The 23,832-nt window shown below is 65.7% G+C and carries 23 protein-coding genes; 14 read left to right on the top strand and 9 right to left on the bottom strand.

Annotated features, from left to right (window positions below; genetic code table 11):
* Nucleotides 1-90 precede the first annotated feature (90 nt).
* Together Har1131_RS04325 and Har1131_RS04320 are read left to right on the top strand one after the other, a co-directional pair.
* On the top strand, nucleotides 91-822 hold the full coding sequence (locus Har1131_RS04325) for a DUF5806 family protein (protein WP_151145201.1): 732 nt from the start codon (nucleotides 91-93) through the stop codon (nucleotides 820-822).
* Between the two features lie 11 nt (nucleotides 823-833).
* Nucleotides 834-1,259 (top strand): hypothetical protein, encoded by a 426-nt coding sequence (locus tag Har1131_RS04320; RefSeq protein ID WP_146416874.1) that lies wholly within the window; start codon nucleotides 834-836, stop codon nucleotides 1,257-1,259.
* Nucleotides 1,260-1,292: 33 nt separating this feature from the next.
* On the opposite strand, the gene Har1131_RS04315 is transcribed toward Har1131_RS04320, so the two are convergent.
* A complete protein-coding gene (locus Har1131_RS04315; protein ID WP_050007271.1) occupies nucleotides 1,293-1,811 on the bottom strand; it encodes a hypothetical protein in 519 nt (172 codons plus the stop codon).
* An 86-nt stretch (nucleotides 1,812-1,897) separates the two neighbouring features.
* Here Har1131_RS04315 and Har1131_RS04310 point away from each other — a divergent pair, with 86 nt between their 5' ends.
* The 5 genes from Har1131_RS04310 to Har1131_RS04290 all read left to right on the top strand — a co-directional run bounded on the left by Har1131_RS04310 (nucleotide 1,898) and on the right by Har1131_RS04290 (nucleotide 8,789).
* A complete protein-coding gene (locus tag Har1131_RS04310; RefSeq protein WP_151145198.1) occupies nucleotides 1,898-4,570 on the top strand; it encodes an ABC transporter ATP-binding protein in 2,673 nt (890 codons plus the stop codon).
* Between the two features lie 97 nt (nucleotides 4,571-4,667).
* A complete protein-coding gene (locus Har1131_RS04305) occupies nucleotides 4,668-6,395 on the top strand; it encodes an ABC transporter substrate-binding protein (protein ID WP_014041362.1) in 1,728 nt (575 codons plus the stop codon).
* Nucleotides 6,396-6,415: 20 nt separating this feature from the next.
* Entirely contained in the window at nucleotides 6,416-7,498 is a 1,083-nt protein-coding gene (locus tag Har1131_RS04300; protein ID WP_014041363.1) for an ABC transporter permease, read from the top strand.
* Complete coding sequence (locus tag Har1131_RS04295) at nucleotides 7,495-8,424, top strand: ABC transporter permease (protein ID WP_014041364.1); 930 nt, start codon at nucleotides 7,495-7,497, stop codon at nucleotides 8,422-8,424. The genes Har1131_RS04300 and Har1131_RS04295 overlap by 4 nt, the downstream gene beginning before the upstream one ends.
* Nucleotides 8,424-8,789, top strand: a complete 366-nt coding sequence (locus tag Har1131_RS04290) for a hypothetical protein (protein WP_146416872.1) — start codon at nucleotides 8,424-8,426, stop codon at nucleotides 8,787-8,789. Before Har1131_RS04295 ends, Har1131_RS04290 begins: the two co-directional genes overlap by 1 nt.
* Here Har1131_RS04290 and Har1131_RS04285 read toward each other — a convergent pair.
* Together Har1131_RS04285 and Har1131_RS04280 are read right to left on the bottom strand one after the other, a co-directional pair.
* Nucleotides 8,781-10,109, bottom strand: coding sequence for a dihydroorotase (locus Har1131_RS04285; protein ID WP_146416871.1), 1,329 nt, complete (start codon nucleotides 10,107-10,109; stop codon nucleotides 8,781-8,783). The genes Har1131_RS04290 and Har1131_RS04285 overlap by 9 nt on opposite strands.
* A gap of 24 nt (nucleotides 10,110-10,133) precedes the next feature.
* The gene (locus Har1131_RS04280; protein ID WP_014041367.1) at nucleotides 10,134-10,817 is read right to left on the bottom strand and encodes a lipoate--protein ligase family protein; all 684 of its coding nucleotides are present in this window, start codon (nucleotides 10,815-10,817) and stop codon (nucleotides 10,134-10,136) included.
* Nucleotides 10,818-11,040: 223 nt separating this feature from the next.
* On the opposite strand from Har1131_RS04280, the gene Har1131_RS04275 reads away from it, so the two are divergent.
* Nucleotides 11,041-11,898 carry a hypothetical protein gene (locus Har1131_RS04275; protein WP_050037113.1) on the top strand — a complete coding sequence of 286 codons (858 nt, stop codon included), beginning with the start codon at nucleotides 11,041-11,043 and terminating at the stop codon, nucleotides 11,896-11,898.
* 102 nt (nucleotides 11,899-12,000) lie between these two features.
* On the opposite strand, the gene Har1131_RS04270 is transcribed toward Har1131_RS04275, so the two are convergent.
* Nucleotides 12,001-12,573: a cysteine hydrolase family protein gene (locus Har1131_RS04270; protein ID WP_146416869.1), complete on the bottom strand. Its 573-nt coding sequence runs from the start codon at nucleotides 12,571-12,573 to the stop codon at nucleotides 12,001-12,003.
* Between the two features lie 147 nt (nucleotides 12,574-12,720).
* Between Har1131_RS04270 and Har1131_RS04265 the strand changes: the two genes are divergently transcribed.
* From Har1131_RS04265 to Har1131_RS04245, 5 genes are all read left to right on the top strand, one after another.
* Entirely contained in the window at nucleotides 12,721-14,178 is a 1,458-nt protein-coding gene (locus Har1131_RS04265; RefSeq protein WP_151145189.1) for an Hvo_1808 family surface protein, read from the top strand.
* The gene (locus Har1131_RS04260; RefSeq protein WP_151145186.1) at nucleotides 14,171-15,532 is read left to right on the top strand and encodes an Hvo_1808 family surface protein; all 1,362 of its coding nucleotides are present in this window, start codon (nucleotides 14,171-14,173) and stop codon (nucleotides 15,530-15,532) included. Before Har1131_RS04265 ends, Har1131_RS04260 begins: the two co-directional genes overlap by 8 nt.
* A gap of 52 nt (nucleotides 15,533-15,584) precedes the next feature.
* Nucleotides 15,585-16,748: a nicotinate phosphoribosyltransferase gene (locus Har1131_RS04255; RefSeq protein WP_014041372.1), complete on the top strand. Its 1,164-nt coding sequence runs from the start codon at nucleotides 15,585-15,587 to the stop codon at nucleotides 16,746-16,748.
* Between the two features lie 34 nt (nucleotides 16,749-16,782).
* Nucleotides 16,783-17,067: a DUF6360 family protein gene (locus Har1131_RS04250; RefSeq protein WP_050037117.1), complete on the top strand. Its 285-nt coding sequence runs from the start codon at nucleotides 16,783-16,785 to the stop codon at nucleotides 17,065-17,067.
* 75 nt (nucleotides 17,068-17,142) lie between these two features.
* Complete coding sequence (locus tag Har1131_RS04245; protein ID WP_014041373.1) at nucleotides 17,143-17,442, top strand: CPCC family cysteine-rich protein; 300 nt, start codon at nucleotides 17,143-17,145, stop codon at nucleotides 17,440-17,442.
* 17 nt (nucleotides 17,443-17,459) lie between these two features.
* Here the strand turns inward: Har1131_RS04245 and Har1131_RS04240 are convergent, their stop codons facing one another.
* A complete protein-coding gene (locus Har1131_RS04240) occupies nucleotides 17,460-18,314 on the bottom strand; it encodes a ZIP family metal transporter (protein WP_014041374.1) in 855 nt (284 codons plus the stop codon).
* A gap of 178 nt (nucleotides 18,315-18,492) precedes the next feature.
* Complete coding sequence (locus Har1131_RS04235) at nucleotides 18,493-19,629, bottom strand: site-2 protease family protein (RefSeq protein ID WP_050037118.1); 1,137 nt, start codon at nucleotides 19,627-19,629, stop codon at nucleotides 18,493-18,495.
* A gap of 96 nt (nucleotides 19,630-19,725) precedes the next feature.
* Between Har1131_RS04235 and Har1131_RS04230 the strand changes: the two genes are divergently transcribed.
* The gene (locus Har1131_RS04230; RefSeq protein ID WP_129755628.1) at nucleotides 19,726-20,472 is read left to right on the top strand and encodes an MBL fold metallo-hydrolase; all 747 of its coding nucleotides are present in this window, start codon (nucleotides 19,726-19,728) and stop codon (nucleotides 20,470-20,472) included.
* An 18-nt stretch (nucleotides 20,473-20,490) separates the two neighbouring features.
* Here Har1131_RS04230 and Har1131_RS04225 read toward each other — a convergent pair whose 3' ends face one another.
* From Har1131_RS04225 to rdfA, 3 genes are all read right to left on the bottom strand, one after another.
* Nucleotides 20,491-21,786 carry an NUDIX domain-containing protein gene (locus tag Har1131_RS04225; protein WP_064288683.1) on the bottom strand — a complete coding sequence of 432 codons (1,296 nt, stop codon included), beginning with the start codon at nucleotides 21,784-21,786 and terminating at the stop codon, nucleotides 20,491-20,493.
* 78 nt (nucleotides 21,787-21,864) lie between these two features.
* Nucleotides 21,865-22,968: an aminotransferase class V-fold PLP-dependent enzyme gene (locus tag Har1131_RS04220; protein WP_014041378.1), complete on the bottom strand. Its 1,104-nt coding sequence runs from the start codon at nucleotides 22,966-22,968 to the stop codon at nucleotides 21,865-21,867.
* A 216-nt stretch (nucleotides 22,969-23,184) separates the two neighbouring features.
* The gene (gene rdfA / locus Har1131_RS04215) at nucleotides 23,185-23,802 is read right to left on the bottom strand and encodes a rod-determining factor RdfA (protein WP_008307760.1); all 618 of its coding nucleotides are present in this window, start codon (nucleotides 23,800-23,802) and stop codon (nucleotides 23,185-23,187) included.
* Nucleotides 23,803-23,832: the final 30 nt, after the last annotated feature.

The following is a 23,832-nucleotide window of genomic DNA, read 5'->3' as shown; positions in this document are numbered from 1 at the left end:
AAAAAGCCACCCGGCTGAACTGTCGGGGAAAGACCATGACAGCGGGGCGGCGGCGATACCCTTTTTCACCGCGGGCACGCATTCCCGGCTATGACTGAGGGCGCACCGCCGGACGAGACGGATGTCGAGGCGGCAGACGACGGTTCGGCCGGCCACCAGCCGGACGACCCGGCGGCCGCGGATGACGGGGCCGACGACGGCGAGACCACGGAAAGCGGCCCCGCCGACTCGGCCACCGAGGAGTCAGCGCCGGCCGGGCCGGCCGGCGAGGCAGCGGTGTCGGAAGCCAGTGACGTCCCGTCCGACGTACAGAAGTACGACCGCTTCAAGAAGATTGAGGGCGGGACCTACGACCGCGCGAACGATTTCCTCCGGGACCGGACGTACATCACCGCCCGCGAGTGGGCCATCGCCCGCCTCTGTGCTGACTTCCGGACCGAAACTGGCGTCGAGATGACGAAAATCGGGGAGAACCTCCCAGAACTCGTCCCGTTCATGACGGACACGTACACGCCACAGGCGGTCAATCAGGCCCGCGCGGCCTTCGAGGACAAGGTCCGGAAGGCCGGGGCGACGTTCCTCTACGGCGCGATGTGTGACTTCTTCACCGCTGAGGACCTCGACGACGTGATGTACGAGGCCACCGAGGTCGCGAAGTTCCTCCTCGAAGTCGAGGGTGTCGACCTCGCCGTCGAGGACGAGATGGAGGCCGAAGACCGGATTTCCTCGGTGATGCGGGAGGTCCGCGAGCAGTCCGCGGCGCTGCGACACGACGAGGTGTGTTGTCCGGAGTGTGGGAATGAATTCCAAGTCGACGAGTAGACACGGCTGAAATGGACGGTATCGACCCCGATACACAGCCATCGATGTCGGTCCACGAAGCGACACAGAAAGTGCTGCGGACCGACCTCGCCATTGGCATCGGCGGGGCGGTGCTTGGCTACGCGGAGGCGGGGACAGCACTGGTCGACGTACTGGCGGTGGTTGTCGGGTTCGGACTCCTGACGGGGATCACGGTGGCTGTCGTCGAACACGACGCGGTCCCGGGCGTCTACCCGGAGGTCGCCGCACTGGCGGCGTTCATCGTGCTGTCCGGGGCTGTCGCCGGCCTCGTGACGCTTTCCGAGGCGTCGGTGACACTCGTACTCGCGGCCGTTCTCTCGGGCTTCGGTGTCGGTGTCATCGGCAACCGGCTGCTCTACGGGATCGTTTTCGGCGTGCCGGCATACCGGCTGAACCGAGTCCGAGAGACCTCGTAGCTAAGCGGTCTGTGACCCATCCGGAACCAGATTTCACTCGGGGAAGAACGGTTCAGGGTCCTCGTGGGTGACGGTGACAACCTCGTCGTCGGTGAGCGGTCGGATGTGTGAGTACAGTCCGTGGTCGGCGGCGACCTGCGAGAGGTCCGCGCGGTCGGTCTTGTCGTAGTACAGCGGCACGAGCACGGCGAGGTCGTCGCCACATTCCAGCGCGACGAGCAGGAACACCATCCCGTCGTCGGTCGCCCGGAACACCTCGCTGCGCTCGACGGTGCGGTCTTCGAGCGCGTCGGCGACCCGCCGGAACTCGTCGCCGGGAACCACGACATCGAAACCGAGCCGCCGGGTCTCCGGCTCGTATTCGCCAGTCTGTTCAGCCATCGTTCGCGGCTCGCCGGTCAGTACCGCCACGTCTCCGGGGTGGAGTTCGATAGCCTCGCGCCCGTCGTCGCGGTACTGTGTCGCCGTGGCCGCCATGTCCTCGATGACCTGCTCCCAGTGACCGACGACACGGTCGAAGGGGTTAGACTCGGGGTCGACAGGGTCGTTCATACGTCGAGTGTGGCGGCGGCCGGGATAAATTGTTGGTGGGCCAGTGGCACAACAGTTTTACTGGTATTTTGAGAAGAAGGCGACAGATGCGCGACCTCTTAACATTATCTGACCTCCGAACCCAGTTCGAGACGGACCGCGGCACCGTCAAAGCCGTCGACGGCATCGACCTCACTGTCAGGGAGGGCGAAACCGTCGGTCTGGTTGGCGAGTCGGGATCAGGGAAATCCGTCACAGCGTTATCGGCAATGGACATCGTCGACGAGCCCGGACACATCGCCGGCGGGGAGATCCGGTTCGGCGCGCTTGAGACAGTCACACGGCTGTCTCGGCAGTATCCGAAGGCAGTACGGACGGCCGACAGCGACAGCGGTTTCATCACCATCGACGCGGCGACGGTCGACCGGAACCGTGTCCCCGACTCGGTTTCGACGACGGCTGACGACAGGACGCTCGCCGAGCAGTTCATTCGGAAAGCTCCGAAAAAGGCCCTTCCGGAGGGCGGCGACGCGCCCGTCACGATCACCGACGGCTACGTCGACCTGACGGCAGCCCCGGAGCGGGTGATGCGGGACATCCGCGGCGGCGATATGGGGATGATCTTCCAGGACCCGATGACATCGCTGAACCCCGCGATAACGGTCGGCGAGCAGGTCGCGGAGAGCCTGCGCCTCCACCGCTACGGGAGCAAGCGGAACGACTCGTGGTTCAACGCCGTCCGGGAGATTACGCCCTCGCTCAGCCGGGGCAGCGAGATGGACGAGGAGATCCGGTCGGACGTTATCTCGCTGCTGGAAGAGGTCGGAATCCCGGAGCCGGCCGACCGCGTCGACGAGTACCCCCACGAGTTCTCCGGCGGGATGCGCCAGCGCGTCCTCATCGCCATCGCGCTGGCGTGCCGCCCGAAGTTGCTCGTCGCCGACGAGCCGACGACGGCGCTCGACGTGACTATCCAGGCACAGATTCTGGACCTCATCGACGACCTCCAGGCGGACCTCGGGATGTCGGTCCTGTTCATCACACACGACCTCGGCGTCGTCGCCGAGACCTGCGACCGCGTCGCCGTGATGTACGCCGGCGAAATCGTCGAGGAGGGGCCGGTCGAGGAGATATTCCAGAACCCGTCACATCCCTACACGTACACGCTGCTGGAATCGATACCGGGCGAGGGAACGGAGCGGCTGACTCCAATCGAAGGAAACGTTCCCAGCCTCATCGACATGCCCGAAGGGTGCCACTTCGCTGACCGCTGTCCGTGGGCCGAGCCCGAGTGTCGCGAGGGCGAGATTCCGTATCTCCAGCACGGGCCGGACGACGTCACCCACCGCTCGAAATGTATCCTCGAATCGTTCGATACAGACGAATACGGTACTGGCGACGCCGGCGTCGCCGCGACGGAGACGACGCGAACGGACAGACAGCTCATGGAGGTCGACGGGCTGAAAAAACACTTCTCGCGGGCCGACGACCTGCTCGACAAGTACATCGGGCGCGAGCCGGAGTCGGTCAAGGCCGTCGACGGCGTCTCGATGGATATCTACGAGGGCGAGACGCTGGGGCTCGTCGGCGAGTCCGGCTGTGGGAAATCGACGACTGGCCGGACCATCCTCAGACTGCTAGAACCGACAGACGGGACCGTGGTCTTCGCCGGCCAAGACCTCGCGGACCTCGACAAGGATGGCCTGCGGGAAGTCCGTCGGGACCTGCAGATGATCTTCCAGGACCCGATGTCCAGCCTCGACCCGCGGATGACAGTCGGCCAGACGATCATGGAGCCGCTGAAGATCCACGACCTGCCGGAAGACACCGGTGACGGCTCACGCCGGGAACAGCGGGTCGACCGCGTGGCCGACCTCATGGAGGCGGTGGGGCTCGATCCGGACCAGTACGACCGCTACCCGCACGAACTGTCAGGCGGACAGCGCCAGCGGGTCGGCATCGCTCGCGCGCTCGCCGTCGACCCCGATTTCATCGTCTGTGACGAACCCGTTTCGGCGCTGGACGTGAGCGTCCAGGCACAGATAATCAACCTTCTGGAGGACCTCCAGCATGAGTTCGGCCTAACGTATCTGTTTATCGCCCACGACCTGAGCGTGGTTCGCCACATCTGTGACCGGGTCGCGGTGATGTATCTCGGTGAGGTGGTCGAAGTCGCCGACACGCCGGACCTGTTCGCGGACCCGAAACATCCCTACACGCGGGCACTCATGTCGGCGATCCCGGAACCGGACCCGACCGTGGAGGCCGACCGGATACTGCTGAAAGGCGACGTTCCGTCGCCGATCGACCCGCCGTCGGGCTGTCACTTCCGGACACGCTGTCCCGAAGTCATCCCGCCCGACATCGACATCGAACAGGAGACGTACCGCGAGGTAATGGACTACCGGCAACGGGTCGAGGACGAGGCCATCGCCATCGATGCAGTTCGGAAGCAGGCCCGAAAAACCGACAGTGCCACAGCGGCGACGGACGGTGGCGCGGACCTTACCGAGCCGCCGAGCGGCAGGGGAGAGGTACCGATGGCAGCGTTCAAACAGACGATGGTCGACCGGTTCTTCGAAACGAGCCTGACCGGAGAGAACCGCCGCGTCGTCGAAACGTCGATTGAGCATCTCGCGGACGAGGACTGGGACGCCGCCGCGTCGGCGCTACGGGATCGATTCGAAAGCGTCTGTGAGACACAGCACCCCGAGCTGCAACCGGACTCCCACCCAGCAGCGTGTCACCTCTACGAACAGGAGGACGAAAGCAGTAACTGAATAATATTACTTAGCTGCACATAACTCTCAGGAGATATATAGCAGAATCATTGATCTATCCGGTACAATTATAATAGATCTGTTTGAACAAAGTTCCATGTCATCCGGTGATTCTCTGGACAGACGGAGCTTCCTTACCGCGGCCGGCAGTGCTGCGGCAGCCGCAACGCTCGCAGGTTGTTCCGGCGACGGCGGCGATGGTGGCGGAACCGAAGGTGGAGACGGTGGCGACGGCACTGGTAGCGACGGCGGGGACGGCGGAAGCGACCAGACGCTCGTGTACGCCCGCGGTGACCACCCGGAAAACTACGACCCACAGCAGTCGACCAGCGGCGAGGTGGCGAAGGTCACCAATCAGGTGTTTGACACCCTCATCCAGTTCGCGGCCGGGAGCGGCGGCCAACTCGAAGACGCGCTCGCGACCGACTACACTCTCGAGGGAACTACCGCGACGCTGACGCTTCGCGAAGGTGTAACCTTCCACAACGGCGAAGAGTTCACCGCGTCAGATTTCAAGGCAACCTGGCAGCGGTTCACCCAGAGCGACTACGAGTACTACCTCGGCGACGATACCCGGTCGGGGTACGGTCCGTTCACGCTCGGCGACTGGATCGAAAGCGTCGACGCGAGCCAGGACTACGAGCTGACAATCGAGCTTACACAGCAGTTCGCGCCGTTCCTTCGGAACCTCGCGATGTTCGCCTCGGCAGTCCTCTCGAAAGCCCAGATCGAATCGATGGGCGACAATCAGGCCGACCTCGGAAGCGAACCCGCGGGCACCGGGGCCTTCCAGTTCGATACGCTCGACAACCCGAACGAGCGCATCCGACTGCGGGCCAACAACGACTACTGGGGCGACGGCCCGAACGTCGGAACGGTCATCTTCAAGACCATCACCGAAAACAGCACGCGAGTGCAGGACGTCATCAACGGGGCCTCACACATCACGGACAACCTCGACTCCTCCGGCTTCCAGCGCGCCGAGGAAAGCGGGACGGCGACGCTGTTGCGGAAGGACGGCATCAACCACGGCTACATGGCGATGAACATGGCGCGGTTCGAGCCGTTCCGGGACCGGCAGGTCCGTCAGGCCATCGCCCACGCCGTCAACACCGAGGCCATCGTCAACCAGATCTACCAGGGCTTTGCGACCCAGGCCTCCCAGCCGCTCCCACCGGACGTGCTCGGGCACAACGACGACCTCGATCCGTATCCGACGGACAAGGAGAAGGCCCAGTCGATGCTCGAAGAGGCGGGCTACGGCGACGGCTTCGAGTTCGAACTCGCGACGTTCTCGAACCCTCGCGGATACAACCCCAGCCCGGTCAACACGGCGAATCAGGTGAAGTCTGACCTGGAGGAAATCGGTCTGACGGTCAACATCAACCAGTTCTCCAACTTCGGGCCGTATCTGGACTACACGTCGGCCGGGAAACACGACGCGTGTTTCCTCGGCTGGTACACCGACAACGCCGACCCGGACAACTTCCTGTACGTCCTGCTGGACCCACAGGTCGAGATGGACGCCGTCCCCGACGGGCAGGACTGGGTCAGTTTCGACGCCGACGGGTACAACACCCTCAACGTGTCCGGCTGGGCCAACGCCGACTACATGGAACTGGTCCGGGAAGCCCAGAAGACCTACGCGGAGAGCGACCGCGAGACGATGTACGAAGAGGCCAGCCAGATAGCCTACGACGAGTCCCCGTGGGTGTTCATCGACTACGCCGAGACGCTCCGGGCGGTCAACGAGGCTGTCGTCGAAGACACCTACACGATCAGCTCCGTAGGTGGCCCGTATCTTAACACAGTCGAACTGCAGTAGCGCTTCAAGGGAACTTCCGAATGAACTGGACACAGTTTCTTTTCAGGCTGGCTGAGCCGGTGGTACCGCCACGGTTCGTCATCAAGCGACTGCTGTTGCTCATCCCGGTGCTGTTCGGCGTCGCGTCGGTCGTCTTTGCGATCCTCCACCTGGCTCCGGGCGACCCGGCTATCATTATCGCCGGCCAGCGAGCGTCGGCCGAACAGCTCGAACAGATACGTGTTGAACTGGGACTTCGGCGGCCGCTCTGGGAGCAGTACCTGACCTTCCTGTGGGACGCAGCACGGTTCGACTTCGGACAGTCCTACAGCATTAGCCGCGGGAACAGCGTCCGCTCGGTCATCTCCGACCGACTGCCGATCACGCTCGAACTCGCGATTTACGGCCAGGCAGCGGGTATCCTGCTCGGACTGCCGCTGGGCATCATCTCCGCGGTCAAGCAGGATTCGCTGACGGACCACGTCACCCGAATCGGAGCACTGACGGGTATTTCCGTCCCGATATTCTGGTCCGGTCCGCTGCTCATCCTGCTGTTCTCGACGTACCTTGACGTGTTCCCGACCAGCGGGCGTATCGCCTCAACGCTATTTCTGCCCGACACCTGGACGCTGCTCGGCCGTGAGCTGCCCCTTACCGGGATGATAACAGTCGATACAATACTGCTCGGGAACACCGAGGCCTTCCTCTCGGCGGCGCATCACCTGTTCCTGCCGGCGGTGGTCATCGGCGTCTACTCGACGGCACTGATCTCGCGGATGATGCGCTCCTCGATGCTCGAAGTCATCCGGCAGGACTACATCCGGACCGCGCGGGCGAAGGGTCAGGGCGCGAAAATCACGCTGATGAAACACGGCTTCCGGAACGCGCTGATTCCGGTCGTCACCGTCATCGGTATCCAGTTCGGGACGCTGCTGGGCGGGGCAGTCCTGACCGAGACCGTGTTCGGTATCAACGGGATGGGGCTGACTATCGTCACCGCCATCGGCGTCTCGGACTACCCGGTCGTACAGGGAACGGTGCTCACCTTCGCCCTGCTGTTTACGCTCGTGAACCTCTTCGTCGACGTCACATACAGCTATCTCGACCCACGGATTCAACAATGAGTACGGACACCGAGACACGGGGCACGCTGGGACGCCTGCGGGCGTCCCCGTTCCTCGCCGACCTGCTGACGAACCGCCTCGCCGTCGTCGGGCTGACGATCATCCTCGGCATGGCCGCTGTCGCCATCTACGCCCGCGTGACCTACGACCTCGGCGCGCTTGCCAGCTCACAGCTCGGTACCGAGATCGCTGACCGCGCACCGCCCGGCTGGCTCGGTCCCGCGCCCGCGAATCAACAACTGTTCGGGACGGACGCGGCGGCCCGTGACATCTACAAGCGGAGCCTGTACGGCGCGTGGCTGGCCCTGAAGTTCGGGACGATTACCGTCGGTACATCGACTACCGTCGGTGTCGGCCTGGGTATTATTGCGGCGTACTACGGCGACGTGACCGACAACGTCATCATGCGAACGATGGACGTCCTACTGGCGTTCCCGCCGCTGTTGCTCGCACTTGCGCTGGTCGCCATCTTCCCGCGAGACCTTGGGCTCTGGCGGGCCGTGGTGGCGCTCGTGCTGGTGTACACGCCGCGGTTCGCTCGGGTCGTCCGCGGAGCCGCGCTCAAAGTGCTCGAAGACGAGTACGTCGACGCGACAGTTGCGCTCGGCGCGACCGACCCGCGGGTGCTCGTCCGGCACATCCTGCCGAACACGCTCGCGCCGATTACCGTCCAGTCGACGCTGAACTTCGGGCTCGCCATCATCGACCTCGCGGCCCTGTCCTTCCTCGGGTTCGGTGCACAGGCCGGGACGCCGTCGTGGGGCCTGATGCTCTCCCGAGGCGTCGAGAACGGCCTCCTGACTGGTGAGTGGTGGCTCTCCTTCTTCCCGGGGCTGTTCCTCGCTATCACCGTCCTCGGGTTCAATCTGCTCGGTGACGGGATGCGCGACGCGCTCGACCCGCGGATGCGTGACGCGATCGACTGATGGCCCAGAGCGGTGACCCACCTCGACTCCGGCAGTACGTCGCGGCCCGGGCGCGACTGGTGGGGAGTGGGCTGGTCGTCGGCCTCCTGCTTGGTGGCCTCGGCATGGTGGGCTGGACGCTCTACACCGGTGATGCACGGTCGAGTGAAGCGACGGTGTTCGCCCTCGGTGCGCTCGTGTTCGGCTTCGGCCTGCTGGGCTGGTCGGGGTCGATACTCGCCGGCCGCGGCATCGAAGCCATGCAGGAACACATGGGCATGCGAAGCAATTGGACCGAGCGCGATTCGCGGCGGGCAATGGCCCGGCTCTGTGGCGGTGGCGGCGGAATAATGGTCGGGACCTCAGTCGTCGCGGCGTTACTCTAGCCGCTCGCTGTCCGGGCCGCGGACGTTCTCGCCCTGATGGTCGTAGAACACGTCTTCCTGCGGCGTTGCATCGTCAGCCAACGCGTCGCCGCGCTCGTAGACGACCGTCCCCCGGACCATCGTCCATTCAGGGAACACCGCATCGTGGCCCTCGAACGGCGTCCAGTCGCATTTCGAGTGGAGCGCCGCACCGCTGATCTCACTCGTCTCGGTCGTGTCGACGAGCACGAGGTCGGCGTCCTTGCCGGCTTCGATGGCACCCTTCTGTGGGATGTCGAACACGTCGGCCGGGTTGCGTGCAGTGAGGTCCCGAACGCGCTCGTAGGTGAGCCCGCTGTCCGGGTCCCGGGCTTCGGCTAGTAGGAGCGGGAGGACAGTCTCGACGCCGGGAACACCCGACGGCGCGTCCCAGATGCTGGCGTCTTTCTCCTCGCGGGTGTGTGGCGCGTGGTCCGTCGCGATCATGTCGACGGTGCCGTCGACGACACGCTCGTAGAGCTTCTGGCGGCGCTTCTCGCGGCGCAGTGGCGGATTCATTCGCCCGAACGTCCCCAGTTCCGAGAGGTCGCGCCGAGAGAGCAGCAAGTGATGGGGCGTCACTTCGGTCGTCATTCCGGCCTCGCTGGCGATGTCGACGCCCTCCGGCGTGGAGGTGTGAGCGATGTGAATGGTCGCGTCGTGTTCTTTCGCGACTGTACAGGCCCGCTCGACGGCCTCCGCTTCTGCCTTTGCGGTCCGGAACGCACTCCATGCGTCGGCGTCGTCGCGAGCCTTGGCATCGTCGTTGAAGTAGTCGGCGTCCTCGGCGTGGACCGTGACCGGCACGTCGGTGTCAGCAGCGGCCTCCAGCGCGTCGGCGAACAGGTCGGCCTCGATACCCATGTCGCCGGTCGAATCCGCGAGGAACACCTCGCCGAGTGCGAACAGGCGACGGCGCAGGAGGACGTTCGGAATCCAGTCGGCCGTGACGCCGCCGTTGATACCCCAGTCGACGACGGAGTCGGCGGCGAACTCGGCTTTCTGGTCGAACGCCTCACCGTCGACGGTCGGCGGGTCGGTGTTTGGCTGGTCGACGACCGTCGTGACGCCGCCGGCCGCCGCCGACCGTGATCCCGTCTCCCACGTTTCCTTGTGCGGGTAGCCGGGCTGGCGAAAGTGGACATGAGCGTCAATCATTCCCGGGAACAGACGCTTGCCAGTCGCTTCGATGACGTGCTGGTCGGATGCGTCGAGGTCGCGGCCGACTTCGACGATGGACTCGCCACGCACCCGGACATCGCGTTGATGGCCGTCCGGCAGCGTCGCGTTACGGATGAGCATACGCCCAGTCGGCCGGGCGCACCCCTAAGTCTCTCGGATAGCGCTCACCGACACGTCGGGGCCGTCAGCCAGCGACCGCTCCAGCGCCACGATAACCTGTTCGGGGTCGTCGGTTCCCCCAGCGTTGGCGACGCTCCCGACGCTCTGGGGGTCGAACGGGACATCGATTGCCTCGTAGATGGGAGCCAGCACCTCGGCGATAGCCTCGTGGTCCCGAACGACGACGATGCCGCCGACGACAGCGACGGACTGGCGGACGCGCTGTGCGAGCCCCGCGATTTTGCCATCGGCCTGCAGCGAGTGGCTCCCCGGACAGAAAGAGGCGTCCGGTTCGCCCGTCCGAGCGGTGACGCCGCAGTCGTCGAGCGCGCGCTTCACAGCGGCTTTGGCCCACTCGTAGCGGTCATCGATAGACCCTCGCGGGTCATCGGTCGGGACGGCGATGGAAAACGAGACAGTCGACCCGGTGTAGGCGACGGCGCGACCCCCCACGGCGCGCTCGGTGACGGTGTAGCCCCGGTCGCGAGCGGCCCGGCGCGCTCGGTCGTAGCCGTCGCTGTTCGTGTCACGGCGGCCGAATGCGACCTGTCTGTGCGGTCGCCAGGCTCGCAGGGCTGGCTCGCGGTCCTCGGCGACCGTCTCGGCCATCTCGCGGGTCCGCTCGAAGTCGGTTTCCGGGTCGGCGGTGCGACCCCGTAGCAGACGCATAGCGGACCGTACGGCCCCTCGGGCTTAAAACGGTCCGCCGGTCAAGCAGATACCCCTCAGCGGTGGATAGCGAACAGGCGACACATGGCCGTCGCGGCGGGACGTGTCGCGCTCCCGCTGCCCCCGCCGCGGTCGTCGTCAGCGCACACGAACCGGTGGCCTCGGCATGGGTCTTGAACTCTCGGGCGACAGAGCCATACCGACACACGCCTAATCGCCGCCGATGGTCGTCACGATACCGCGAGGCGTACTCTTTCAGTATTACCGCTTTTCCCTGTACAACTCGCCGTTCGACGCCCACGACAAGGGGTGTGCCATCGACCTCTACCCAGACGGCGAGCGCGCGCCGTCGCCGGTCGCCGGCGAAGTGCTGGACACGAAGACGGTGCAGGCCCCGCCGAAGGCCTACGCCGCCGAACACGACCATCTCATCCTGATCGACACCGGCGACACTGTGGCTCGGCTGCTGCATGTCGACCCCGCCGTCGAACCCGGCGAGACGGTGGCCGTCGGCGACGACCTCGGGGAGCTGGTCCGGGCGGGCTTTTTCGCGCCGTGGGTCCCGAACCACATCCACCTCGGCTTCCGTGATCCCGACGCGAACCCCTACCGGGCGTCGGGGTCGCTGCCGGTCGACGTGGCTGTCGACGTGACGCCGCTTTCCTGGGACGGGACCGGCACCGTCGTCGCCGGCGGCGAAACGTGGGTCCGACTTGACGAACCTGCTCATCCGGCACCTGGTGAATCCTTCGTCGGCATCGCCAACGACGCCGACGGCGGCGATTCCGGAGTCCTCGACGGCGGGCTCCCACACTACTCCGGAGGCGGGCTGCTGGGCCGTGACGGAACCGACGCCGCAGCCCTTGCAGGCCAGCACGTCGGGACAGCGGACGGCCGCACGGTCACATGGGACGACCTGACCGTCCTGGCAAACGGCGAACCGATAACCGGCATCGCGCTGTTCTGTGGCCGCGAACGCTTCGGCGCGAAGCTCGTCGGTGAGACCATCGACCTCGCCGTCGGTGACGAGGTGCAGGTGACTATCGAGCAGGCCACGACCGGTGACGAGGCGTCTCTGTAACTACGATTTGTCGTACCGCTCGGGATGTGCGCGGAAGTCCAGGTCGTACTCGGGACCTTCCTTGACCTCGGCCATGTCGCCGCGAATGGGTCAGCCCCCATCTCAGGCGAAGGCGAGTTCGCCCCGGTCGGTCAGTTCGCCGAACAGCCAGTCGGCGTGTTCCAGCGCGTACTCGCGGTGGTCGTCCTCGATGTAGCCGACGGCGTCCTCGACGAGGATCGGGCGGTAGTCCCGCAGGCCGGCGCTAGAGGCGGTGTGGAGCACGCAGACGTTCGCGAGCGTGCCACAGATAGCCAGGTCCGTGACGCCGTGGGCGTCGAGCCACCCCTCCAGTTCCGTCTGGTAGAAGGCGTCGTAGGTGTGCTTGACCACGGTCAGGTCCTCGTCCTGCGGGTCGAGGTCCTCGACGAGTTCGGTCTCCCAGGAACCTTCGACGACGTGTTCGCCCCACCGGTCGAACTCGTCGTAGTAGTGAGTGTCCTCGAACTGGTCGGGTGGATGGACGTCGCGGGTGAACACGACTTTCGCGCCGGCCTCACGGGCGCGCTCGACGAGTTCGGCGCAGGGCTCGATAGCCGCTTCGCTGTCCGGTGCGTAGAGGCTTCCATCGGGGTGACAGAAGCCGTTCTGCATATCGACGACGACCAGAGCGGTCTGTGCTGGGTCGAGTTCCATGCGGGACCTTGGGAGGGCGCGACTACGAAAGTTACTCCCACGGTGAATTTCGGACGGCGGGAACAAACACGAGCAGTCTTTCTGACCGACGAACGTTCCCGCGATTAGCGTGTGACTTTTCACTGTGGTAACCCAGCGTAAAGGTAGATGCGCCGCCCTTTCGCCCTCGTCGTTCTCTGTGCCGTTGTGCTGTTACTGGCGGGCTGTCAGGCACCCAGTGCGTCGCCCGAGATGGAAACCGATGGCGACGACCTGACGCCGAGCGAGCCCGCGACCGACTACGGGAGCAACGACTCCGCCCCGCCAGCGCCTGCGACGGACCGGCTGGGCTACGAGAACGGCTACTGGTACAACGAATCGCTGTCGATAACAACCGGGGACGGGCTGAACGAGACGGAGCGGGAAGCCGTCGTCGCCCGGACGATGGCCCGCGTCGAGCGGATTCGCGGTCTGGAGTTCGAGGAGACAGTGCCGGTCTCCGTCGTCTCGCGAGCCGAGTATCGAAACAACACGGGCGGCGGCGAAACCGGCGATTCGCTGCGTCGGTTCGACAACGCGAAGTTCGAGGCGCTGTTTTTCATCGGCGAGGACCGCGACTCCATCGCCGTCCAGAACAGCAACCGCGGGGAGAGCGTGCTTGGCTACTACAGCAGCCAGCGCGGTGAAATCGTCATCGTCAGTGATTCCGAGACGCCGACGATAAGCCGGGGGACGCTGGCCCACGAACTCGTCCACGCCCTGCAGGACCAGCACTTCGGCCTCGAAAGTGACGCGCGGACGCGGGATCAGGTGCAGGGTCGAAACGGAATGGTCGAAGGCGACGCCGTCGCCGTCACCCAGACCTACACCGACCGCTGTGGCGAGGAATGGCGCTGTATCGACAGGCCCGCCCAGAGCGGCGGTGGCGGCGGCGACCGCCACTTCGGCATCAACTTCATGCAGTATTTCCCCTACAGCGACGGTCCCGGCTTGATTGGAGCCCTCCGAGAACGCGGCGGCTGGAGTGCTGTCAACGACGCCTACGACGACTATCCCGACGGGGCCGCCGAAGTGACCTACCCCGAGCGCTACCCCGAATGGGAACCCGAGTCCGTCTCGCTGGCGGACCGGTCCAGCGACGACTGGGAGCGGGTCAGACCCTCGACCGACCGGGACCGGCCCGACTACGCCGTCGTCGGTCCCTCTGCCATCGCCGGGTCGATGGCGTACACCATCGCCGATGACTACAACGAGTCGAGCGTCGTCCGGACGCGTGACGTCATCAACTACGAGGACGGATCGCTGGACAGCGACGACCCGTACAACTACGACCTGCCCGCCACCGACGGCTGGCAGGGCGGCCGGATGCACATCTACGACAACGGCGACGAGACGGCCTACGTCTGGAAGACGACCTGGGACAGCGAGGCCGACGCCCGCGAGTTCGCTGACGCTTGGGAAGCGGTCATCGCCCACTGGGGCGGTACCAGAACCGCGGAGGGCCACTGGGTCATCGAGGAAGATAGCCCCTACACCGACGCTGTCGCCGTCAGAGTCGATGGGGAGACGGTCACCGTCGTGAACGCGCCGACAGCCGACGAACTCGACGAGGTCCACGATGCGTAAGGAACTGCTCATTGCGCTGGCGGTCGTCTTGGCGGGCTGTACGGTCCCATCCTTCGGCGGCAGCGACCACCCTGCAACACCGACCGGTGACGATGCCATCGGCTACGAGAGCGGCTACTGGTACGACGACTCGGTGTCGGTGACGACCGACGACGGCCTGAACGAGACGGAGCGAGAGGCTGTCGTCGCCCGGACGATGGCCCGCGTCGAGCAGGTCCGTGACTTGGAATTCAAAGAGCCAGTCCCGGTTTCGGTCATCTCCCGGGCGGAGTACCAGAACCGGTCCGGGGGCAACGAGGGCGGCGGCAGCAGTCGTCCACAGGACCCCTGGAACGACCAGGTGTGGGAAGCGCTCTTGCTCATCGGCGAGGACTCCGGTAGCAGCGACGAAATCGACGACACGCTCTCGACGACGGTCCAGGGATACTACTCACCGAGCGAGGACGAAATCGTCATCGTCAGCCCGACGGAGACGCCACAGATCGACCGGCGCACGCTCTCACACGAACTCGTTCACGCCCTGCAGGACCAGCACTTCGGGCTGAACGGCTCCGCGGAGACGCAGGACACGCAACTGTCACGGCAGGGCGTCACCGAGGGCGAGGCCAACTACGTCCGCATCCTCTACGAGCGCCGCTGTGGTGACGGCTGGGGCTGTATCGCGCTCCCGGACCGGACCAGTGACGACGGCGGAAGCAGCGACGGAGACGACGCCAGCCAGCAGCCGAGCTACAACGAGGGGCTGTTCACCGTCCTCTACCAGCCGTACGTCACCGGGCCGCGGTTCGTCGACCAGGTGCGCGCTGACGGCGGCTGGGACGCCGTCGACGCCCTCCACGACGACTTCCCCGACAGCACCGAGCAGGTGCTCCATCCGGAGAAATATCCCGACGAAGAGCCCGTGAACGTCAGCGTCGCTGACCGCTCGACCGACGAGTGGAGCCGCTTCGACCACGACCCGGTCGGCGACACGGTCGGGGAGACCTCGATCTACGCGATGATGTACCACAACGGCCAGACGGAGGGCGACCGCTACAGCTACGAGAGCGAGATATCGGCGGGCTGGGGCGGTGACCTCGTCGTTCCCTACCGCAACGGCTCCGGCGGCTACGGCTACGTCTGGGAGACCCGCTGGGATGCCGAGGAGGACGCCAGCGAGTTCGCACAGGCATATCGAGCGGCGCTGACCGAGGAACACGACGCCAGCCAGCCCCGGAGTAACGTCTACGTCGTCCCAGCGGACGACCAGTTCAACGACGCCTTCCGCGTCGTCCGGTCCGGCAAGACCGTCCGTATCGTCAACGGGCCGACGGTGAGCGACCTCGACGAGATTCACCAGCCAGCGGAGTCCTGAGGGCCGGTCGCCGACCGGACCGCTTTTTTCGCCACACTGAAAACACCGTGTTATGACCGAGGAGTTCGACGTCGTCTCGCCAGAGGCGATTCGCGAGGGGCGGGCGACCGACGCCTACTTCGACCGGACAATGGAGACGCTGGAACACGCCGGAAAGAACCCGGACGTGGTCGCCGAAGTGACGGCGAACCAGTTCGCGACGGGGCAGTGGAAGCTGCTGGCGGGGCTGAAAGACGCCGCCGAGTTGCTTGAAGGACGGAGCGTCGACGTTGACGCGCTCCCCGAAGGACAACTGTTCGACGGCGGCCCGGTAATGCGAATCGAGGGGCCGTACCGGGAGTTCTGTCGCCTGGAGACGGCGCTCCTTGGTTTTCTCTCGCATCCGACAGGCATCGCGACGCGGGCGCTAGAGGCCCGCTACGCCGCACCGGAGTCGACGGTGCTCTCCTTTGGCTCGCGTCACGTCCACCCGTCGATAGCGGCGATGATCGAGCGCTCGGCGCTGCTGGGCGGTCTCGACGGTATCTCGAACGTCGCTGCGGGCGAGGTCATCGACCGGGACGCTGGTGGGACGATGCCCCACGCGCTCATGATCTGTTTCGGCCGCGGTAATCAGGAACAGGCGTGGCAGGCGTTCGACGCCGCCGTCCCCGAGGAGACGCCCCGCATCGCGCTGACAGACACCTACAGCGACGAGGTCGACGAGGCGCTCCGCGCAGCGGAAGCCGTCGACGACCTCGCGGGCGTCCGACTGGATACGACTGGATCCCGCCGCGGGGACTTCCGCCACATCGTCCGGGAGGTTCGCTGGACGCTGGACGCCCACGGCCACGAGGACGTGGACCTGTTCCTCTCCGGCGGACTTACCCCGACGACGCTCCGGGAGCTACGGGACGTGGCCGACGGCTTCGGCGTCGGGGGCTACGTCGCCAACGCCGATCCGCTGGACTTCGCGCTGGATATCGTGGAACTGGACGGCGAGCCGGCGGCCAAGCGGGGGAAGCTCACCGGCACAAAATCGGTGTACCGTACCGCCGACGGCGGCCACCACATCGGCCTGGCCGACCGCGACGCGCCGGAGGACGCCGAATCGCTACTGGAACCACTGATTCGTGACGGAGACATCGTCAGGGAGTTCGACCTCGACGGGGCCATCGACCGCGCGGCGGCGGACGCCGAACGGGTCGACTACGAAGGCGCGACCGCAGCCGAGTAACGGGCGTTAAGTCTCCGGCCCGCGAACACGCGGTATGGTCGACCGCATCATGAAGGTCAACGCGTACACGACCTTCGACCTGCTCGACGGTGAGGTAGAGGGCCACGGCTTCGAGGAGGAGGCCCTGGCCGTGCTGAACGTGACCGCGCCGCGGAAGAACCCGGACCACGTCGAACTCCAGTTAGAGATGGACAACACCGACCTCGACGCGGTGAAACCACATGCGGACTCAGTGACGCTGTCGGCGGCCCAGGCACGCGAACTCGCCGCCGAACTGGAGGAGTACGCCAGGAAGGTCAAAGACGCGCAATCGGAGTAGTCTGTTCGTCTCAGCGATAATCATGCACCGCTACGGGTCGGTAATTCTATGGTGTGAAGACACATACCACGAAATATGTCAACCGAGACGCCCGGTAATCCAGCCGCACGGGAGCTGGGTTACTGCCCGTGCTGTGGCTACCAGACACTCCCCGAGGGGCGGCCCGGGTCGTACGAGATGTGTCCGGTGTGTCACTGGCTCGACGACCCAATCCAGTTCGGCGACGCGGAGTTCGTCAGCGATACGAACCATGTGTCGCTGACGGAAGCGCGCGAGAACTTCAGCGAACACGGGGCGTGTTCCCCCGACGAGGCCGGGGACTGCGAGGAGCCGACCGGCCTCGACCGCGACCCGAACTGGCCTTACGAGGAATAGCAGATACGAAACAGGACTCAAGCTGCGAGCGCGATATCTAGGTACAGCATGACGATGACGCCCGCCATCAGTCCGAGCGTCGCGACGCGCTCGTAGCCGCGCTGGTGGGTCTCGGGGATTATCTCGTCAGAAATCACGAACAGCATCGCGCCCGCCGCAAACCCCATCGCGTAGGGCAGGAGCGGTTCGACGGTCACGACGGCGACAGCGCCGAGCACCGCGAGCGGGATTTCCACGACGCCGGAACGAATCCCGGTGAAGACGGCGTAGAGCCGACGGTCCAGGCCAGCGTTGATCGCTGCGACGGAGACGGCCAGCCCCTCGGGGATGTTCTGGATGCCGATGGCGAGCATCAGCGAGAGCGCGCCCCCGATCCGGAGCGGGTCGCCGGCGGCCGCGCCGAAGCCGACGCCGACGGCCAGCCCTTCCGGGATGTTGTGCAGCGTGATCGCGAGGATAAACAGGATGACGCCCGTCAGTTTGGATTCGTCAATCGAGAGGTCCTGGCTGGGGTTGGCGGCGTCCGACCGCCGGCTCCCGGTCAGGAGGTAGTGGGCGTGCGGGACGAGGCCGTCCGCGCGGTCGAGGAACAGCGCCCCCAGTGCGACGCCGACGAGTGTCGGAATCGGGTTCCCGCCCGAGTACTCCTCGATGCCGGGGATGATGAGGCTCGTGAACGCGGCGGCCAGCATCACGCCGGCGGCGAACCCGAGCGCCGTGTCCAGCGCCCGCTCCGAGGGGTCACGCCAGACCAGCACGAGCGACGCGCCGAAGAGGTTCATCGTCGCGATGATGGTCCCACCTACGAGGCCGTTTATCAGCGGGTCGGTGCCGACGAGGTCGACGAACAGGTCGACGAACCCGGATTGCATTGTCGAGTAGTGGACGTCGCCCCCTCTTGGATGTACCGGCAGTCGAGAGGGGGCGTCTCAGGTTCTGGCGTCGTCTCCGTACAGAATCGGAAAACCCCGGCTCGCCCAGGTTGTCCAGCCGGCTTCAGGTAGCGCCTTCTAGCTGGTAGGGACCATATTCGAGCGAGTAAACGCTGTGTTAGAACGGTTCCGGCGACCCAACGAGCCGCTGCATCTCCATCGCACTGGAGAAGTCCTCGCGGGAGACCACACGGGTCCCCTCGGGGCCGTCGACGAAGGCGGCGGTGGCTCTGGCGGTGTCGAGTTCGACGAGCACGTCGAAAGCGGCAGTTTCCGAGGCAAAGCGCGGCAGGTCGGTCTCCATCAGGTCGGCGACGGTGTCGGCCTCACGTTCGGCCTTCGAGAGTTCCCTGAAATCGCCGACGGTGACGACGCCGACCACGTCGCCGCCGCGCGTGACAGCGAACTCCGTCCGCCGGTCGGCGAACATCCGGTCGACGAGGTCCTCGATACTGGCGCTGGCCTCGATAGTCGCGTCGAGCGGGCTGGCCACGTCGTCGACGGTCAGCCCTTCCAGCAGGGCGGCCAGGGCAACCGTGCGGGATTCGCTCGACGCAGCACCGTAGACGAACAGCGCGAGCAGCAACAACAGCGGGCTGAACGAGAGGACGCCGACGACGGCGAACAGCACGGCGAACCCGGTCCCGATACGAGCGGCGATGCGAGTCGCCGTCGCGTAGGGCCGCGTTCGCGCGAGCAGCGCCCGGAGCACGCGGCCCCCGTCCATCGGGAACGCCGGCAGCATATTGAACACGGCGAGAAAGATATTCGTGACGGCCAGCCAGCCGATAACGAACAGCGTCACCTGCGCGCTCGCTGGCAGGGCAAACAGCGCGGCGTAGCAGGCGAGCCCGGTCAGAATACTCACGGCCGGGCCGGCCAGCGCGATGACGAGTTCCCGGTTCCACTCCTTGGGCATGGATTCGAGGCTGGCAAGGCCGCCGAGAATCCAGAGCGTGATCGACTCTACCCGGAGCCCGTAGCGCATCGCCGCCCAGGCGTGGCCCAGTTCGTGCAGTGCGACGCTGGCGAACAGACCCACCGCCGCGGCGGTGCCGATGAGCCACGGCGTCTGGCCCGCGGTCAGCACCGTGAGGTCGAGCGTCACGCCGGAGAGAGCGCTCACGATGCCGGCGTACACCGATATCTGAGCCCCGCTACCGATAATCCAGGCCAGCACCGGCAGGAAAATCAGCAGCGAGACGTTGACCCGTATCGGAATCCCCCAGACCGTCGTGATGTGGAAGTTTCGCACGGGCAAGCAAACGGACAGTGGCCGGGTATATCTTCTGATGGGGGCGACGCCAGCGAGTAGCGGCCTTATTCAGGGTGTAGCGTGTACGGACACCTAATGACAGTTCGACACGACGGGCTGATCGTCGACTGGCTGGGGTACGCGACGCTCCGGTTCGCCAGCGACGACACGGTGGTGTACGTCGACCCGGGCCGGTACGGCGTGCTCACCGGCGAATGGGAGCCCCACACGGACGGTATCGGCCACCCGCCAAGCAGCGACTACCGCGCGGAAGACGGCGACGTGGTGTGTGTGACCCACGTCCACCACTACGACCCAGACGGCATCGAGCGCGTCGCGAGCGAGAACGCGACCATCGTCGCCTACGAGGGTATCGACGAGCGCGTGGGCGACCGGGACCTCCCGCCGCTGTCCTCACTGCCCTACGACGTGGTCGAAGTCGGCATGAAATCGCAAACGACGGTCAAGGACGTACCGATCTGGTCGACGCCGGCGTACAACGAACCGGACGGCCCGCATACGCTCCCCGATGGAACGCCCTACCACCCGGAGGGCTTCGGCTGTGGCTTCATGATCGCCGTCGAGGGGACCAGAGCGTTCTATCCGGGCGATTCGGACGTACTGCCGGGGCATCGGACCCTTGAGGTATCGCTGCTGTGTCCGCCTATCGGCCCGCGGGCGACCATGGACCGCCACGAGGCCGCCTCGCTGGCCGCGACCATCGACCCGGACCTCGTGATGCCGGTCCACTACAACACCTTTTCCAACCTCGAAGCCGACTCCCGCGAGTTCGCTGCCGACGTAGCCGAAGCCGGCGTCCCGGTCGTGTTAGACGAGCAGTGAGCGGGCGAAAGATCGGCGTTAGCCACCGTCGGCCCACCCGCTCCGCTCCCGGTGGGCCTCGGCGATCTCCTCGATGTCGTCCGTCCCCAGAACGCCGCGTTCGGTGACGACCGTCACTGCCGATGCCGGCGTCAGGTCGAAGGTGGGGTTGGACACAGCGATGTCGGCGTCACCGTCGTACACCTCCTCTGGCTCCCGCTCTTCTCGGCCCCACGCAGCGCGTGGCGCGATCTTGTCCGTGGCACACACGGCGTAGCAGTCCACGGCCGCGGCGGCCGCCGACAGAGCTGCTGGGCAGGTTCCAACTTTGTTGACCACGCGGCCATCCGGAAGAACTCGGTCGGCCCCGACGACGAGCGTGTCGGCATTCCACACATCCAGTTCGTGACCGAACGCTGCGTCAGTAGTCAGCGTCACCGCGGCGCTGTCGGCGAACGTCTCCGCGACGCCAACGCCTTCACCGCCGGGCCGTGACTCGGCGACGAGCACGGCCGCTGGGGCAGCGGCGTCGACCACTGCACGGACTGTCCCGGAGCGAGACAGCGTCGCGAGGCGGTCACCGACGTGCTCGGCGGCGACGGCGGCGGCGACGCGGTCGGCGGTCACCGCGTGATTCAGCGTTTCGGTCGCCGCCCGCTCGACAGCCGCTGGCGATTCATCGGTCACGGCAGCCATCGCTCGGTTGAGACGGTTCGCGACGACGACCATCGAGGAGCGCGCTTCGCGGATTTCAGCGGCGAGGGCAGCGAGCATGTCCCAGCCGTCACCGTCCCGCTCGGCCGTCTCCAGGTCGTCAGACCGTCCGGCATCGGCCAGGGCGGCCTCGTCGCGCAGCACCTCCAGTGCCCGGAGCGACAGCCACGCCGAGCCGTGGGTCCGGTCCTCGCGTACTGTCGCCACTCGCGGGCGAACGCGGTCCCAGGAGGTCCACAGCCGCGGGACCGTCTCGCGGACCAGTATGTCGGGTGGGTGGACCCACGCAGTCTCGGTCGTCTCTTCGTTAGTCGCGACTGTGCGGGCCTCGCAGTCGAACAGGAACGGATGAACGACCCATCGAACGCCCCGGTCGTCGTCAGCGACCCGAAACGAGTCGCCCTGCCGGACGAGCGTCACCGCGTCGACCAGCCCGGTCTCCTCGTCGATTTCGGCCCGTGCGGCCGTCTCCGGGTCCCGATCTCGCCCGGCGTCGTCGGCGACGTGTCCCGCGACCCCGCTCCACTGGCCCTGATACGAGCCGACTGCATCGCTCCGGCGCAACAGCAACACCTCGCCATCGCTGCGTAGGAAGCACGTCACGACAGGGCGTGTCTCCATACGGGCGTGAACGGCTGGCCGGGGCAATAAAGTCCGGGCCAGTGAGAGCCACAGTCGAGGCGGGATGCGTTGAGAGAACTACAGCGCGTCGAGCAAGCGGTCGACATCGTCAGCCGTGTTGAACGCATGGACCGACGCCCGAAGCGCCTCGGGGTGGGAGAGTGACCTGATAATGACACCCTCGGCCGCGAGTCGCTCGACGGTCGCCTCGGGGTCGTCGGCAGTGAACGTCACGAGTCCCGACTCGTAGTCGCGGGGGCTCAGCAGCCGGTCGCCGAGGCCGTCCTTGAGCCGGTCGGTCAGCCGTTCGACGCGGGCCTGAATCGTATCGAATCCGACGGCCTCGACCGTCTCGATGGCGTTCGCGAGCGCGACGTACGGGACCGGTGAGGTAGTGCCGACCTCGAACCGGCGCGCGCCCGGGTAGTACTCGTATCCGTCCCCAGTGGGATTCTCGACGCTCCGGTAGCCGATGCGAGTCTGGCGCAGTCGGTCGTAGGCGTCGGGGTCGACGTAGAGGAACCCGCCGCCCCAGATACCAAGCAACCACTTGTGCCCCGCTGCGGCCACGAAATCCGCGCCCCACTCGGTCACGTCGACGGGGTGTTGCCCGACGGACTGGACGGCGTCGACGAGCACCTGTGCGCCGGCGTCGTGGACCACGTCGACGACATCCCCGACCGGAAGTCTGGTCCCGTGTGTCCAAGTGAGCGAACTCAGCGCCACCAGTCTGGCGTCGGCCACGGCGTCTTTTACGTCAGCCATGTCGAGCCGACCACCCTCGGTTTCCAGTACGCGGACCTCGATATCGTGGGTGTCGGCCAGCCGGTCCCACGGGAGCGTTCCGGCGGGGTGTTCGAGGTCGGTCCGGACCACTACGTCGCCGGGCTGCCAGTCGATAGCCCCTGCAACCATGTTGACCCCATCGGCGGTACTGCGAGTGAACGCGACGTTGGCGGCCTCGGTTCCGATGTGGCCGGCGACGACTTCGCGGGCCGCCGCGATAGCGTCCCACGCAACCGTGTAAGGGCCGTCGCCGGCAGGTGCATCGAAGGCGTGGCGTTCGAGAAACGCCGTCGCAGCGTCGACTACGGGGCGCGGCGTCGGCCCGCTTGCCCCCGTGTTGAAGTACGTACACCGTTCGAGTGCCGGAATCGACGCTCGGAGCTCGGCTGGGTCCATGTCCGTTCCGATGGCCCCCGACGCCTTCAGCCCTGTGTGAGCCAGTAGGCAGTTTCGCAGTCGGGGTTCCGGAACAGTAGTACGATTCTGGTTCTGCGACTACCCGTAGCTACCGTATATTCTACTTTGTTGTGTTTCACAAATTCTGTCGATTGTTTCGACGTTTTCGAATCGTTGAGTCTATCCCGACAGTCAGGGAAGACGTAGAGTGGTAACTCAGTCTTGCTGGCACTCACAACCGCCCTGCTCGAAGAACTCCGCGACGGCGTACTGGCTGCCACACGACTGGCACAGCACCTGCGCGTCCAGAAACACCTCGAAGTCCTCGATGTCAATGCGGCCCGTATCGCGTAGTTTCTCGATGCGCTGGTCGGTGACCGACAGCGTTCGGGTCAGTAGCCGCTGAATGCTCTCGAGGTCCTTTTCGATCTTCTCGTCGTCGGACAGCCCCTGGTACTCCGCGCCGCGCCACTCCTTCAGATACGACCGGATAGCCTGGTAGGTGATGAAATCGGTTTCGAGACCATCGACGTCGACGCCGTTGCGTTCGAGTCGGTTGACGGTGTCGGTCCTGACACCTGTGCTGATGTCGTCACCGGTGAGGTTCTCGTAGGTCGATTCCACGTCGCTTTCGAGGGCACTCAGGCCCGCATCGACCAACTCGCGTTCGAGGAGGCGCTTGTTGAAAAACTCCGCGAGGTCACGGAGGCTCATGCGCTCTTCACCGTCGCCCGTCCAGCGGGCCTCCATCTCCGCACCGAGTCCATCGAGTTCGTACTCGTCGATGAGCCGAGCGACTTTGCTCGACGGCCGGCCGTCTGTCGTATTCGCCATCTGTTGTTCCCACGTACGGTAACCGGAACT

The organism is Haloarcula sp. CBA1131 (assembly GCF_008728975.1).
GTDB lineage: Archaea > Halobacteriota > Halobacteria > Halobacteriales > Haloarculaceae > Haloarcula > Haloarcula hispanica.
This window is presented reverse-complemented; position numbering and strand designations above follow the sequence as displayed.